This is a genomic window from Clostridium nigeriense, from assembly GCF_050585265.1.
Classification (GTDB): domain Bacteria; phylum Bacillota; class Clostridia; order Clostridiales; family Clostridiaceae; genus Clostridium; species Clostridium nigeriense_B.
In genome coordinates this window covers 1-14,600 of sequence record NZ_JBNOOE010000020.1, presented here as the reverse complement: position 1 = coordinate 14,600, position 14,600 = coordinate 1, and the positions used below count along the sequence as shown (strand labels likewise).

Here is a 14,600-nt window from a genome sequence, read left to right as displayed (position 1 = left end):
GAGGGAAAAAGTTGTACGAAATAATTGTAGCAACACATGGAAAACTTTCAGAAGGATTTAGAGATACTATTGATATGATAATGGGTGAACGAAAAGGATTATATTTCATAGAGTTCTCACAGAATGATGAAATAGAGAATTTAAGAGAAAAGTTCATAAATATTACAAATAGTATAAAAGAGGAAAATGAAATATTGATTCTAACAGACTTATTTGGAGGTACTCCATGTAATACAGCAATAAAAATAGCATTAGAAAGTAAACTAAGGATAAAAATATTATCTGGAGTTAATTTACCTATGCTTATAGAGGCTGTTTTAAATCAAGATAGTATTTTAGATGGAGTTATTGAATCAATTTTAAGCTCTTCAAAACAAGGTATAATGAATATTGAGTTTAATTCTCAAGTATCAATGGAAGATGAGTAAAAATTAAGGGGGAAGAAAATATGAAAGTTGAATTTTGGCAAATTATACTATTGACTTTGTATGCTTGGTTTGCAGTTTGGGATTCATTAAATCCACAAATTGGATTTAATAAACCTGTAATAGCTGGATGTTTTGCAGGTTTAGTATTAGGAGATATAACAACTGGGTTAGCTGTTGGAGGAACATTACAGCTTATGATTCTAGGTGTAGGAACTTATGGTGGAGCTACTGTTCCAGATTATATGTCAGGAGCATTAATAGGGACAGCCTTTGCAGTAATTTCTAATCAAGGACTAGAATTTGCTTTAGGATTGGCAGTGCCAATTGGATTATTATTAGTACAATTTGATATATTAGCGAGATTTTCAAATATAGTGTTATTACATAAAGCTGAAGCATATGTTGAAAAAAGACAATATAGAAAAATGGAAATAATGAATTTATTAGGAATAGTAACATGGGGATTATCTAGAGCTATACCAGTATTTTTTGCATTATATTTTGGAAATGATATAGTACAAAATATATTAAATGTGTCTCCTGAATGGTTACTTGGAGGTCTTAAAGTTGCTGGAAGTGTATTACCTGCTTTAGGTGTAGCTATATTATTAAGATATTTACCAGTTCAAAATTTTATTGGATATTTATTAATTGGTTTTGTAGCAGCAGCGTATTTATCAGTGCCAATGTTAGGAGTTGCAATAGTTGGAGTAGGATTAGCAATTATAAATTATAAAAGATCATCAAAGATAGTTCAAGAATCGGTAAATAATGTTCCAGTTTCAACTGAAGGGGGAATAATAGATGAAGATGAATAATGGAAAGGCTTTAAATAAGAGTGATATTAACAAAGTTTGTTGGAGATGGATTCTCAATGGTGAAAGTGGTTGGACTTATGAAAAAATGCAAGGCTTATGTTATGCATATACTATGATGCCGGCATTAAAAAAGATGTATAAAGATGATGATGAATTAAATATGGCAATTAAAAATCATTTTCAATTCTTTAATTGCAACCCAACTACAGCTCAATTTATTCTAGGAGCTAACCTAGCAATAGAAGAAGAAAGTGGAATAGAGGGCAAAGAAGCAATAGCAGCAATTAAAACAGGATTAATGGGTCCATTAGCTGGAGTAGGAGATACTTTATTCGGTGTAATATGGGAAACTGTACTAGGATCTGTTGCGGCTTATATGGCATTGCAAGGAAATTATTTCGGAGTAATTATTTGGATAATTGCAGGATTGGCAAAGTTATTTATTTCTAAAGCATTTATAAATATAGGATATAGAGAAGGTCTTAAGTTAGTTGAAAATATTGGTGGAAAATTAAAGAATATAGCAGAAGCGGCTAATATTTTAGGATTAACAGTAATTGGAGCACTAATACCAACTGTAGTTAGCTTAAAAACAGCATATGTATATCAAAATGGTGACGTTACAATGGAACTTCAAAGCATATTAGACCAAATTATGCCAGGGTTGATTCCAGTTGCTTTAGTTGCATTTGTATATTGGATATTAGGGAAGAAGAGAATGACTTCAACAAAGGCAATTATTTTATTAATAGTAATGTCAATTATAATTCATTTATTAGGAATTGCTTAATATGTAAGGAGTGAATAAATATGAACAGTATAGTACACATAAGAATAGATGACAGATTATTACATGGACAAGTTGTTAACTTTTGGGGAACATCATTAAAAGTAGGTAGAATAATGGTAGTTAATGATGAGGTAGCTAATGATGAGATGCAAAAGTCAATTTTAAGGATGGTTGCACCATCAGGAGTTAGAACATCAATAATTACTAAAGAAAAAGCAGCTAGAAATATATTAAATAATAGATATGAAGGCCAAAGAGTAATGATGATTGTTAAAAATCCAAAGGATATATTAGATTTAATGGATCTTGGATTAGATATAAAAGAAGTAAATGTAGGAAACATGGCTAATAGAAAAGATACTATACAAATAAAAAAATCTATAAGTTTAACAAAAGAGGAATTTAATGATTTTGAAGAGTTAGAAAAAAGAGGGGTAGTATTGACAGCTATAATGGTTCCTGACGAAAAGAAAACTTATTTAAAAGAATATATGGTAAAAGCTAAGAAAGATAAATAATAAATATGTTAATATTGAGAGGAAATAGATATGGGTGTATTAACAGACAGATATTTTAAGGCTATAGATGATTTGTTAGAGAAGTTAAAGATAGATCAAAATGAAAATATTATGAAAGCAGCTGAAATAATAGCAAGCAGTGTAATGAATGAAGGTATAATTCAAACTTTTGGAAGTGGACATTCGTATGGAACTGCTTTAGAGATATCAGGAAGAACAGGGGGATTAATTCCTACAAAGCTTTTAAGAGAACCTTCTACAGGAATGTATGAGAGAATTGAAGGTGTAGGGGAAATATTTGCTAAGGAATGTGATTTTAGAGAAGAAGATTGTATTATTATAATATCTAATTCAGGAAGAAATCCTATAAGTATAGAAATTGCTAAAGTAGCAAAGGAAAAGGGATTAAAGATAATAGTATTAACTTCATATGAAGTGTCAAAAAATATTAAATCAAGACATTCTTCAGGTAAAAAGCTTTTTGATTATGCAGATGTAATTTTAGATAATATGGGAGTATATGGGGATTCTGCTTTAGAAGTTGAAGGAATACCAGTTAAGGTTGGGGCTACTTCATCTATAGCTGGAGCTATGCTTTTAAATTCAGCAGTCCTTGAATCAATGGATTTAATGTTAAAACAAGGTTTTACACCTCCTGTATTTATGAGTGCTAATATTGATGGTGGGCTTGAGTACAATGACAAATTATTGTGCAAATATAAAGATAGATTAAATAGATTATAAAAGAGTATTGGAGGATATCAAATGATACTTAAACCAGAGTTAAGAATTGAAAATTTTGAGCAGATGGCATTTGGATTATTTATTCATTGGGGATTATATTCGTTAAAAGAATCTGGTGAATGGCTTATGGAAATACATGGAATACCTTCAGAGGAATATGAAAAGTATGCAGAGAAATTTACAGCAGAAAAGTATAACCCTAGAAATATAACAAAGCTTGCAAAAAAGGTTGGAATTAAATATATAGTTCTTACAACTAAACATCATGAGGGATTCTTTTTATATGATACTAATGGACTTTCAAATTACGATGCACCGCATAGTGGGGCAAAAAGAGATTTATTAAAAGAATTTTTAGAAGCCTGTAGAGAAGATGATATAGTTCCAATACTTTACCATGCAACCTTAGATTGGCATGAAAAAAATTATAAGACTGATTTTAATACTTATCTTGAGTATTTAAGAAAATCAGTAGAAATTCTTTGTACAAGGTATGGCGAAATAGGTGGATTTTGGTTTGATGGCAATTGGGATAAGAGAGGTGCAGATTGGAAACTTGATGAATTATATGGAACTATAAGAAAATATCAGCCTAATGCAATGATAATAAACAATACTGGTTTAAGTAGGCGTGGGCAGCTTGAGCATAATGAGATAGATAGCGTTACTTTTGAACAAGGATTACCAACCCCTATAGATAGAAGTAAAATGAGTAAATATGTATCAGGAGAAATGTGTCAAACTATGAATTCTCATTGGGGAATAGCTAAAAATGATTTTAATTATAAATCGACAGCTCAGCTTATAGAAACCTTATGTGCATGTAGAAAAGTTGGAGCAAATTATCTTCTTAATGTTGGACCTGATAAAGATGGAAATATAACAAGAATGCAAGAAGCTATGCTTGAAGTTATAGGACAATGGATGAATATTAATGGTAAAGCAATATATGAAGGAAGACCTTGTGAAATAAAGTCTCAAGGAAAGGATTTTGCATTAAAAACAAAGGAAGGGAAAATATATTTATTTATTCATGACTTAAAAATTGTTGGAAATAAAAATGTCACATTAGGTGGAGAAGGAGATAATCCAAGGACTTTCACTAATTTCTTTGAAAAGGTAAATGGAATTAGGTGGATAGACAATAATGAAGAATTAGAATTTACTCAAAATAATGAAGCAGGATTATTATGTATGAATGCAACAGGATATAAGTATGGAACTAATTTAGTTGTTAGAGTAGCTGAAATATATTAATCAGGACCACCCGTTAAATGGGTGGTTTTCTATTCCTATAACAATATGTAAATAGTTCTTAAAATGGCTTGTTACAAAAATCTTTTCTTTCTTCATGCTTACATAGTTTTCTAAATTTTTTTCTTACATCAGCTTTATTTACCATCATTCCAACTAGGGAAAGATAAGCATCTGATTAGTATTCCCCACCTAAGTGCCAGTAGCATTCTTTAAACTCATGTTGACTTTTGTATTTAATATATTATTTAATAATTTTAGTTCATAGTAGGCACAATATTATTAAATTTCAACAAAATAATAAAGTAATTAGAAGAAATGTAACTATACTACCAATTTTAATGTAATCTCAAATTTATATATCTTGAATTGATATTATTTTTTAATTCTTAAAAAAATTTTATTTGAGAGTCTAAAATAAATACAAAAATGATATACAGTGGGTATAATTTGTTTTTTCTTATATAAATAACCTCTTAAAATTTTTAATAATATTTATTATAATAAAATTAAATATTGATTATATAGCAATAATTTTATAAAATAATTTAGCTATATATATCTTAGTATAGGATAAAGGTAGTATAATGTAATTATATATAAATGGTAATAAGCACCCTTTTATTTAAATGAATATATTAAATTTTAATCTTACATTAGCGTAGGGTGTAGAGTATTAATTGAAACATATATAGTTAAAAAAGTAATAGAGAAAAACAGAAAATAGGAGGAGTTTTATATGGATGGGAAAAAAGTAAAGCATGTACCAGAGATAAAAGGGGCATTAAGAAGCCATGTAATTGAGGTCCCTTCTTGTATTAGAGACTGTAGCGGAATAAAAATATTTGGTAAGAGAATTAAGTCTTTATTATTTACGACAGATGTTGCTATTATAAAGAATACTAATGCTGATGCTATAATAGCTGTCTATCCTTTTACTCCTCAACCTATTATAACTCAAGCTTTAGTAATGGCGGCTGATGTACCAGTTTTTTGTGGTGTAGGTGGAGGAATAACTCAAGGTAAAAGAGTAGTTAATTTAGCGTTAGATGCAGAATTCAAAGGGGCGATGGGTGTAGTTGTAAATGCGCCGACTGCTAATGAAATAATAAGAAATGTAAGAGATTCTATTGATATACCAGTAATAGTTACTATAGTATCTGAATGTGAAAGCGCAGCAGAAAGAATAGAAGCTGGTGCAACTATAATAAATGTATCTGGTGGAAAGAATACCCCAAAAATTGTTAAAAAAATAAGAGAAGAGTTTCCGAATTTCCCGATCATAGCAACTGGAGGTCCAAGTGAAGAAACAATAATGAGGACTATTGAGGCAGGAGCAAATGCAATAACATATACACCACCACCATCAGGTGATGTAATGGGAAGTTTAATGGATAAGTACAGAGGGGAAAACTAAAAAAACACTTAATTAATATTTGTATAAATATAGAATAATTGTTAAGAAAGTGTATAATAATATATATGATAGTATAGCCACTATGTTTACCATAGTGGTTTTATTATAAGTAAAAAATATTGTTGGAGGAAATATATGAAGTTATTTGGGGCAAGCAAAATAGAAGAAAATGATTTATTCATAGGAGGAATAAAGGCAAGTGAATTAGCCAATAAATATGGGACACCACTTTATGTAATGGATGAGCAACTTTTAATCGATAAATGTAGGGGCTATATAAAAGCATTTAAAGTAAAAGAAGATAATAATAGAGTGGCTTTTGCAGGAAAAGCATTTTTAAATATAGAAATGTGCAAGATAATTAATAAAGAAGGTTTATACTTAGATGTAGTATCGGGTGGAGAGTTATATACTGCTTATAAGGCTGGATTTCCTATGGATAAAATATATTTTCATGGAAACAACAAAACTTTAGATGAAATAGATTTAGGAATTAAATTAGGTATAGGAAGATTTATAGTAGATAATCTTTGGGAAATGGCAAAGATTAATGAAATAGCAGAAAGATATAATAAAAAGCAAGATATATATTTAAGATTAACACCAGGAATAGAAGCACATACTCATGATTATATAAAAACAGGACAAATAGATTCAAAATTTGGTTTTGCACCTATTGAAAATATTATTATTGATGCGGTTAAGAAGGCCTTATCTTTAGATAATGTAAATCTAATAGGGCTTCATTGTCATATAGGATCACAAATATTTGAAACTGATCCTTTTGGGGATGCAGCAGAAGTTATGTTAAATTTTATAAATAACATAAAGCAGGAAACAGGTCATGTTATTGAAGAATTAGATTTAGGTGGAGGCTTTGGAATTTACTATTCAGAAGGAGATAAGCCTAAGAAAATAGATGATTATTGTGAAGTAATATTAGATAGAGTTAACAGAGTTTGTAACAAATTAGGACTTAAAAAACCTATATTGACTATAGAGCCAGGTAGGTCAATTGTTGCAAATGCAGGAACAACATTATATACAATAGGTTCAATTAAGAGTATTCCCGGAATTAGAAAATACTTATCAGTAGATGGAGGAATGACAGATAATATTAGGCCTGCCTTATATGGAGCAAAATATGAAGCATTAGTAGCTAATAAAGCTAGTGAAGAAATGAATGATAAAGTAACTATTGCTGGAAAGTGCTGTGAATCAGGAGATATATTAATTCAAGATATAAATATACAAAAGGCAGAAAGTGGAGATACTTTAGCTATATTATCTACTGGAGCTTATGGATTTTCCATGGCAAGTGGGTATAATAGAATACTTAGACCAGCAGTTATTTTTGTTAGAAATGGTGAGTCAAGGATAGCAGTAAAGAGGCAAAGCTATGAAGATTTAATAAAAGAAGAATTATCATCTTAAGTTTTAGAAGTAAATATGTTGTATTAGGCGATTTGAAGCTTTTCATGGAGCGACTAATATACTATATTTGCTTCTTTTTTATATGATTCCTATTTTGATAGCTTGTATGCTATTTAAAATTATTATAATATGATATACTAAAAGATAAGATGAAGAAGAGGAGGGATTTATAAATAAATAATTATGGAGGAAAAAGAATATATAGTTGATAGAATAGAAGGAAACTATGTAATTTTAGAAGGCAAAGAGGGTAATTTATTTAATGTTGAAAAAAGTTATATAATTGGTAATGCAAAAGAAGGAGATTTACTTTATAAAAAAGATAAAATATATTTTATAGATGTTGAAGCAACAAAACGAAGGAAGGAAGAAATAGATAATTTAATGAAAGGATTATGGGAAGAATAATGGAAAATCATATTGAAAGTGATGGAAAAGGAAAAAATTCTATAAAAAATTTTATATATGAATGGGGAATTCCTATAGTTTCTGCAATAATTATAGCACTTCTTATAAATAAGTACTTACTATTTAAAGTTTTGATTCCATCAGAATCTATGGTGCCTACTTTAAATGTTGGGGATAGGCTATTTGTAACAAGAGTATACAATTTAGATAAATTAAAAAGAGGCGATATAGTAGTATTTTACTCAGAAGAACTTCAGGCGGATTTAATTAAAAGATTAATTGGATTACCAGGAGATAAGATTAAGATAGAAAATGGTGTGGTATCTGTAAATGGAGAAGTATTACAAGAAGACTACATTGGAGCAGAAGATAATTTTAATGGTGAATATGAAGTTCCAGAAGGAAAATACTTCTTTTTGGGGGATAATCGACTTTATTCAAAGGATTCAAGATACTGGATTAATCCTTATATAGACGGTGAAGATATAACTGGAAAAGCACAGATTAAGGTATATCCTTTTGATGAGATTGGAAAAGTAAAATAGAATTTTAGAAAGGAAATATTATGAATAATAAGAACACTGAAGACAATAATAACAAAAATAAGATACAGCATACTATATTGTATGCAGTTTTAGCATTTCTATTTTTATATGTATTTACATCAACTAAAAATTTTATGACTACAGATGAAATAAGTTATAATAAATTCTTAAGCATGGTAGAGAATAATCAAGTAGAAAGTGTTACTATTTCATCAAGTGAAATAAAAATTATACCTAAAGAAAGCGAAGATAACACTTCAAAAAGGAAAGTATTATATACGGGAAATGTAAATGATCCAAATTTAGTTAATATTCTAAATGAATCAGGTATAGAGTATAAAGCTGAATCTATGCAAGAAAATTATTTTGCTGATTTTATATTTAGCTGGATTATACTTCCGGTGTTATTATTTATGTTTTTAAGGTTTATGGCAGGTAGAGTAGGTAAGAAAATGGGTGCTGGTCCTATGATGGGATTAGGAAAGAGCAATGCTAAAGTATATAAAGAAAATGATATAAAGATTACTTTTGATGATGTAGCAGGCCAAGATGAGGCAAAGGAGTCTTTAAAAGAAATAATAGACTATTTAAACAATGCTTCAAAATATACAGAAATAGGAGCTAAGCTACCGAAGGGAGCTCTTTTAGTTGGGCCTCCAGGAACAGGAAAGACATTACTTGCAAAAGCAGTAGCAGGTGAAGCAAATGTTCCATTTTTATCAATTTCAGGATCAAACTTTGTTGAAATGTTTGCTGGAATGGGAGCTGCAAAAGTGAGAGATTTATTTCAAGAAGCTGAAAAAAATGCTCCATGTATAATATTTATAGATGAAGTAGACTCAATAGGTAAGAGTAGAGATTCTCAACTACAAACTAATGATGAGAGAGAGCAAACTTTAAATCAATTATTGACTCAAATGGATGGATTTGATTCTACAAAAGCTATAGTAGTTTTAGCTGCAACAAATAGACCTGAAATATTAGATAAAGCTTTATTAAGACCAGGTAGATTTGATAGAAGAGTTATTGTAGATAGACCTGATTTTAAAGGTAGAGTAGATATACTAAAGGTGCACTCTAAAGGAGTTAAACTTGGTGATGATGTTGATTTAGAGGAAATTGCAAAAAGCACTCCAGGAGCTGTAGGAGCAGATTTAGCTAATATAGTAAATGAGGCGGCATTAGGAGCTGTTAAGCATGGTAGAGAATATGTTATGCAAGAGGATTTAAGAGAAGCTGTTGAAGTTATAATTGCTGGTAAAGAAAAGAAAGATAGAATTTTATCTCCAACAGAAAAGAGAATAGTAGCTTTCCACGAAGTGGGTCATGCTTTAGTAGCGGCTCTTTTAGAAAATACAGATCCAGTACATAAGATTACGATAGTTCCAAGAACTATGGGAGCTTTAGGTTATACTATGCAGCTACCAGAAGAAGAAAAATACTTAGTTTCAAAAGATGAACTAACTAATCAAATAATGGTTATGTTAGGAGGTAGATCTGCGGAAGAGGAAGTGTTTAATTTAGTTTCAACTGGAGCATCAAATGATATTGAAAGAGCTACTCAAACTGCAAGAAGTATGGTAACTATTTATGGGATGACAGATAAGTTTGATATGATGGCTCTAGAGTCAGTTCAAAATAGATATTTAGATGGAAGAGCTGTTAGAGAATGTAGTGATGAAACTTCAACTTTAATAGATGAAGAAGTATTAAACATAATAAGAACTTGCCACCAAAATACTAGAAAGCTTTTAAGAGATAATAGAGACTTATTAGATAAGATTTCAGAATACTTATTAGAGAAGGAAACTATCTTTGGAGATGAGTTTATGGAATTTGTATATGAAAAATATCCAGAGCTTAAAGAAAAGAAAGTTAAAAAGGCAATGCTAAATAGTTCTGATAATGAAGTACTAGCAACTATTGATGATAGTGGTGAATTAGTTACTGATTAAAATAATATTAATAATTATATTGATTTAGATAAAACAGAAGTTTAAAATAATAAAAGTTATTTAATTTAATGAGAGAGTGTACAAAATTTTTGGTACACTCTTTCTTAGTAAAAAAATTAAAGGAGGAAATGCTTTTGGATAAAATTGAATTATTTAAAGAAGAAGAAAATTTAGAGAAAACATTAGGTATTCTTAATGAAGAAACTCTAAATTATATAGAAAAGAGAAAAGCTATTTCAGATTATATACTTGATTATAGAAAAAAATATATTGAAGAATACAGAGATGATGAAGATAAATTAGTTGAATATTTTGATCATGAAAGATATATAAAGGAAGAAAGTTATAAGGCAATAGATAGGAAACTTTCAGAATTTATAAAATTAAAGGAATCTCCTTATTTTGGAAAAATAAATTTTATAGATGATGGATATGGTGAAGAATTATATATTGGAAGGTATGGTTTAACACCAGAAGGAAGTTATGATCCAGTTATAGTTGATTGGAGAGCACCGGTTGCATCTTTATTTTATAAAGGAATGTTAGGAAAAACTAATTATTCTAGTCCACAGGGAGAAGTACCAGTTGATATATTAGGTAGAAGACAATTAATAGTTAAAAAGGCTAAATTAGAAGGGTATTTTGATTCGGATATTAATATACAAGATGAAATTTTACAAATGGTTTTATCATCTAACTCAGGAGAAAAGCTTAAAGATATAGTAAATACTATACAAAAGGAACAAGATGAAATAATAAGAGCTGACAGAAGTAAAGTGGTTGTAGTTAATGGAGTAGCTGGATCAGGTAAGACTACTATTGCGCTTCATAGAGTTGCATATTTACTTTATAATTATAGACAACAGTTAACTGATAAGGTATTAATTCTTGGACCTAATGATATATTCATGGATTATATATCAGAAGTATTACCTAATTTGGGGGAAACTGCAGTTAAAAATGAAACTTTCTTATCTTTTGCATATAAGGAAATAGGTCTTAATGAAGAGGTTTTAGATATAACGTCTTATTTAGAACAAGTTCTAAGAGGAAATGAAGATGTAGTAAATGAAATAAAATATAAATCTTCTAAGGAATTTATTGATTTACTAGATAAGAAAGTAAATGAAATAGAAGAAGAATATTTTAAAATTAAATCAGTTAGCTTTTTAAATGAAGAAATAGTTTCTATAGATGAGATAATCGAATTATTTGAAAAGCATTATAAATATATGCCTATTTTTAGAAGAAGTCAGAAGATAAAAAGAATATTATTCTCTAAAGTAAAAGATAAAAGAGATGAAAAAGTTAGAGAAATTAATCAAAAGGCAAAAGAAGATATAGCTAAATTATCACCAGATGAATTAGTAGTTGAAGAAAATAATATTGAATTTAGAAGAAGGATAGCTATAAGAGATGTAGTTAGAGAAGTTATGAAATCTAAGGCTGATATAGAAGGCTGGATTGAAAATAAAGGAATAGTAGATATTTATAAGGAATTTATGAATATTGAAAAGCTCTCTTACTTAGACTTAGCAGGAATTATATATTTAATGATAAAATTAGATGGAAAGAAAGCTAATTATGAAATTAAGCATATAGTTATAGATGAAGCTCAAGATTATAATATGCTTCAATTTATGGTTCTTAATGAATTAACAGGTTGTAAAAGCTATACCATAGTAGGGGATTCAAATCAAAGATTAATTAAAGCAGAGGAAATTCCAGCAATGTTAAGGTTAAAAGATATTTTTGGAGGATTCTTTAACTTGTTTGAATTAAAGAAAAGTTACAGATCAACTTATCAAATTATGGAATATGCGAACAAGTTCCTAGATGAAAATTCAGTGGTTCCATTTGTTAGAAAAGGTGAGTTTGATGTTCTAGAAACAACAGTTCCAAAGAATGATATGGAAGATTTAATAGATGTTATATTAAATTTATTAGAAGATTATCAAGAAGAAAAGTATGAAAATGTAGCTATTATTACTAAAGATAAGGAGGAACTAAATATTATAGCTCCTGAACTTAAGAAGTATACAAATATATTAGCATTTAATAAATCAGATATAATTTATAGAGGTGGAAAGGTACTAGTACCATCATATTATGCAAAGGGATTAGAATTTGATGCAGTAATAATAGTTGATTTTGATGAGAGTACAGATAATTTAATTAAATATATTATGAGTACAAGAGCTTTACACAGATTATCAGTAGTTAAAGTTAGATAGAAGAATCTGCAGTAAAAATAAATATTGCATATGTAACTTGAAGTAATTCTATTAATTTTACAATTACTTGGAATTCAGAAACATAATAAAAATTCATAATTCTGAGGAATAAGGAATTATTACCTTCAGTGTATAAAGAGATAAATATTTTATGAGGTTGAGTTGAAGTTTACAACGGAGAAAGGAATATAATATTTATCTCTTTTTTGTAAGATATCACAATATATTTTTATATTTATTAGTCATAATTTAGGAAAATAAGTTGATATGTTTAATAAAATTGAAATAAATAAAAAAGATAATATAATTAAAATATAAGGTTTCTGTAAACGATATTAAGGGGGTGGGGAGAATGGATTGCTTTTATGAGCAATTTCAAACAAAAGACTATAAGGAAATTGAAAAAATAATAAATGTTATATCAAAAATAACCCTAGTACTAGCAATATTGTTTGCAGTAATGCTAAATATAGTAGGTGCAATAACTTTATCATTATTATATTTTATAACCTTTATAGTTGGTAGGAAGCTGATAGTAGAATATGAATATGAGCTTACTGGAGATGAACTTTCAATATATAAGATTATGAATAAGAGCAAAAGAAAAGAAATAGGAAGTTTCAGTGTAAGAGATATATCTGGTGTTAAAACATTAGATAGGATTAGTAGCAATACCAAAGTTGTAAAAGCATATTTAGAAGAATCGGGAATTAAGGCTATGGTATATATAGCTAAAACTTCAAATGGAGTTTTAGGATTTCAACTGGCAATGGATGAAAATTTATTAAATTTAATTAAAAGAGTTAACCCATTAGCATTTTATTAATATATTTGGAGGAGAGAAATATGGCAGGTTTAAAATTAAAAAATATTCAAAAGGTATATGAAAATGGTTTTCAAGCAGTTAAGGACTTTAACTTAGACATAGAAGATAGAGAGTTTATAGTATTTGTTGGACCATCAGGATGTGGTAAGTCAACAACTCTTAGAATGATTGCAGGATTAGAGGAAATATCAAATGGAGAATTATATATAGATGATAAGTTAGTTAATGACGTAGCACCTAAAGATAGAGATATAGCAATGGTTTTCCAAAACTATGCATTATATCCTCATATGACTGTATATGAAAATATGGCATTTGGTTTAAAACTTAGAAAATTACCAAAGGACGAAATAGATAAAAAAGTAAGAGAAGCTGCTAAGATACTAGATATCGAGCATTTATTAGATAGAAAGCCAAAGGCTTTATCAGGTGGACAAAGACAAAGGGTTGCAATGGGAAGAGCAATAGTTAGAAGTCCTAAAGTATTCTTAATGGACGAGCCGTTATCAAACCTTGATGCTAAATTAAGAGTTCAAATGAGAATAGAAATATCTAAGTTATATAACGAGTTAAATACTACATTTATATATGTAACACATGACCAAACTGAAGCTATGACTTTAGGAACTAGAATAGTAGTTATGCAAGATGGCGTAATTCAACAAGTTGCATCACCTACAGAAATCTATAATCATCCAGCAAATCTTTTTGTTGCAGGATTTATAGGAAGTCCTCAAATGAATATGACTTATGGAAGAACTTTAGTTGAAAATGGAAAACAATATGTTAAAGTATTTGATAAACTTATTGAAATTCCACAAGATAAGCTTTCAATTGTTAAAGAAAAGAAAGCAGAAAACATTGAAGTTATAGTTGGAGTAAGACCAGAAAATATTCATTATACTTCAGAAGAATTAGCAATGCCTGGAGTTGCAATATTTAAGGGAGAAGTTGACTTGATGGAAAACTTAGGAGCTGAAACAAATATTCATGTTAAGAAGGATGGAGCAAACTTCATTATTAAATCAAGATCAGCAATAAACTATAAAATTGGTGATACAATAGAATTCGGATTTGATGCTAATAAAATTCATATATTTGATAAAGAAGAACAAAATACAATATTCTAATAAAAAAGAGATACATTTTAATGCAATGTCACTTAGTTAACATTATGGCAGCCTAATAAAAACATGAAGCTATCGCTATCTGTATAAAAAATCCGCTAG

14 protein-coding genes are annotated in these 14,600 nt (G+C 29.0%); all 14 read left to right on the top strand.

What is annotated here, in order from left to right; genetic code table 11:
• Positions 1-11: 11 nt before the first annotated feature.
• The 14 genes from ACQPVP_RS14695 to ACQPVP_RS14630 all read left to right on the top strand — a co-directional run bounded on the left by ACQPVP_RS14695 (position 12) and on the right by ACQPVP_RS14630 (position 14,501).
• On the top strand, positions 12-428 hold the full coding sequence (locus ACQPVP_RS14695) for a PTS sugar transporter subunit IIA (RefSeq protein ID WP_430851193.1): 417 nt from the start codon (positions 12-14) through the stop codon (positions 426-428).
• Positions 429-448: 20 nt separating this feature from the next.
• The gene (locus ACQPVP_RS14690) at positions 449-1,246 is read left to right on the top strand and encodes a PTS mannose/fructose/sorbose/N-acetylgalactosamine transporter subunit IIC (protein ID WP_430851192.1); all 798 of its coding nucleotides are present in this window, start codon (positions 449-451) and stop codon (positions 1,244-1,246) included.
• On the top strand, positions 1,233-2,036 hold the full coding sequence (locus tag ACQPVP_RS14685; protein WP_430851190.1) for a PTS system mannose/fructose/sorbose family transporter subunit IID: 804 nt from the start codon (positions 1,233-1,235) through the stop codon (positions 2,034-2,036). Before ACQPVP_RS14690 ends, ACQPVP_RS14685 begins: the two co-directional genes overlap by 14 nt.
• A 20-nt stretch (positions 2,037-2,056) precedes the next feature.
• On the top strand, positions 2,057-2,554 hold the full coding sequence (locus tag ACQPVP_RS14680) for a PTS system mannose/fructose/N-acetylgalactosamine-transporter subunit IIB (protein WP_430851188.1): 498 nt from the start codon (positions 2,057-2,059) through the stop codon (positions 2,552-2,554).
• A gap of 30 nt (positions 2,555-2,584) precedes the next feature.
• Entirely contained in the window at positions 2,585-3,298 is a 714-nt protein-coding gene (locus ACQPVP_RS14675) for a sugar isomerase domain-containing protein (protein ID WP_430851186.1), read from the top strand.
• Positions 3,299-3,319: 21 nt separating this feature from the next.
• Entirely contained in the window at positions 3,320-4,555 is a 1,236-nt protein-coding gene (locus ACQPVP_RS14670) for an alpha-L-fucosidase (RefSeq protein WP_430851184.1), read from the top strand.
• 736 nt (positions 4,556-5,291) lie between these two features.
• A complete protein-coding gene (locus ACQPVP_RS14665; protein ID WP_430842797.1) occupies positions 5,292-5,969 on the top strand; it encodes a hydrolase in 678 nt (225 codons plus the stop codon).
• 135 nt (positions 5,970-6,104) lie between these two features.
• Positions 6,105-7,403, top strand: coding sequence for a diaminopimelate decarboxylase (lysA, locus tag ACQPVP_RS14660; RefSeq protein ID WP_430851183.1), 1,299 nt, complete (start codon positions 6,105-6,107; stop codon positions 7,401-7,403).
• Between the two features lie 183 nt (positions 7,404-7,586).
• A complete protein-coding gene (locus ACQPVP_RS14655; protein WP_430851181.1) occupies positions 7,587-7,811 on the top strand; it encodes a DUF3006 domain-containing protein in 225 nt (74 codons plus the stop codon).
• The gene (gene lepB, locus ACQPVP_RS14650; RefSeq protein ID WP_430851179.1) at positions 7,811-8,356 is read left to right on the top strand and encodes a signal peptidase I; all 546 of its coding nucleotides are present in this window, start codon (positions 7,811-7,813) and stop codon (positions 8,354-8,356) included. Before ACQPVP_RS14655 ends, lepB begins: the two co-directional genes overlap by 1 nt.
• 20 nt (positions 8,357-8,376) lie before the next feature.
• Positions 8,377-10,311: an ATP-dependent zinc metalloprotease FtsH gene (ftsH, locus tag ACQPVP_RS14645; protein WP_430851177.1), complete on the top strand. Its 1,935-nt coding sequence runs from the start codon at positions 8,377-8,379 to the stop codon at positions 10,309-10,311.
• 128 nt (positions 10,312-10,439) lie between these two features.
• Positions 10,440-12,545: a HelD family protein gene (locus ACQPVP_RS14640; protein ID WP_430851175.1), complete on the top strand. Its 2,106-nt coding sequence runs from the start codon at positions 10,440-10,442 to the stop codon at positions 12,543-12,545.
• A gap of 352 nt (positions 12,546-12,897) precedes the next feature.
• On the top strand, positions 12,898-13,371 hold the full coding sequence (locus tag ACQPVP_RS14635; protein WP_430851173.1) for a hypothetical protein: 474 nt from the start codon (positions 12,898-12,900) through the stop codon (positions 13,369-13,371).
• A 20-nt stretch (positions 13,372-13,391) separates the two neighbouring features.
• On the top strand, positions 13,392-14,501 hold the full coding sequence (locus ACQPVP_RS14630) for an ABC transporter ATP-binding protein (RefSeq protein WP_430851171.1): 1,110 nt from the start codon (positions 13,392-13,394) through the stop codon (positions 14,499-14,501).
• Positions 14,502-14,600: the final 99 nt, after the last annotated feature.

Coding starts and splice junctions, on each gene's coding strand:
- lepB (WP_430851179.1), top strand. CDS start 7,811: ATGGAAAATCATATTGAAAGTGATGGAAAAGGAAAAAATTCTATAAAA.
- ACQPVP_RS14635 (WP_430851173.1), top strand. CDS start 12,898: ATGGATTGCTTTTATGAGCAATTTCAAACAAAAGACTATAAGGAAATT.
- ACQPVP_RS14640 (WP_430851175.1), top strand. CDS start 10,440: ATGCTTTTGGATAAAATTGAATTATTTAAAGAAGAAGAAAATTTAGAG.
- ftsH (WP_430851177.1), top strand. CDS start 8,377: ATGAATAATAAGAACACTGAAGACAATAATAACAAAAATAAGATACAG.
- ACQPVP_RS14690 (WP_430851192.1), top strand. CDS start 449: ATGAAAGTTGAATTTTGGCAAATTATACTATTGACTTTGTATGCTTGG.
- ACQPVP_RS14630 (WP_430851171.1), top strand. CDS start 13,392: ATGGCAGGTTTAAAATTAAAAAATATTCAAAAGGTATATGAAAATGGT.
- ACQPVP_RS14665 (WP_430842797.1), top strand. CDS start 5,292: ATGGATGGGAAAAAAGTAAAGCATGTACCAGAGATAAAAGGGGCATTA.
- ACQPVP_RS14675 (WP_430851186.1), top strand. CDS start 2,585: ATGGGTGTATTAACAGACAGATATTTTAAGGCTATAGATGATTTGTTA.
- ACQPVP_RS14685 (WP_430851190.1), top strand. CDS start 1,233: ATGAAGATGAATAATGGAAAGGCTTTAAATAAGAGTGATATTAACAAA.
- ACQPVP_RS14655 (WP_430851181.1), top strand. CDS start 7,587: ATGGAGGAAAAAGAATATATAGTTGATAGAATAGAAGGAAACTATGTA.
- ACQPVP_RS14680 (WP_430851188.1), top strand. CDS start 2,057: ATGAACAGTATAGTACACATAAGAATAGATGACAGATTATTACATGGA.
- ACQPVP_RS14670 (WP_430851184.1), top strand. CDS start 3,320: ATGATACTTAAACCAGAGTTAAGAATTGAAAATTTTGAGCAGATGGCA.
- lysA (WP_430851183.1), top strand. CDS start 6,105: ATGAAGTTATTTGGGGCAAGCAAAATAGAAGAAAATGATTTATTCATA.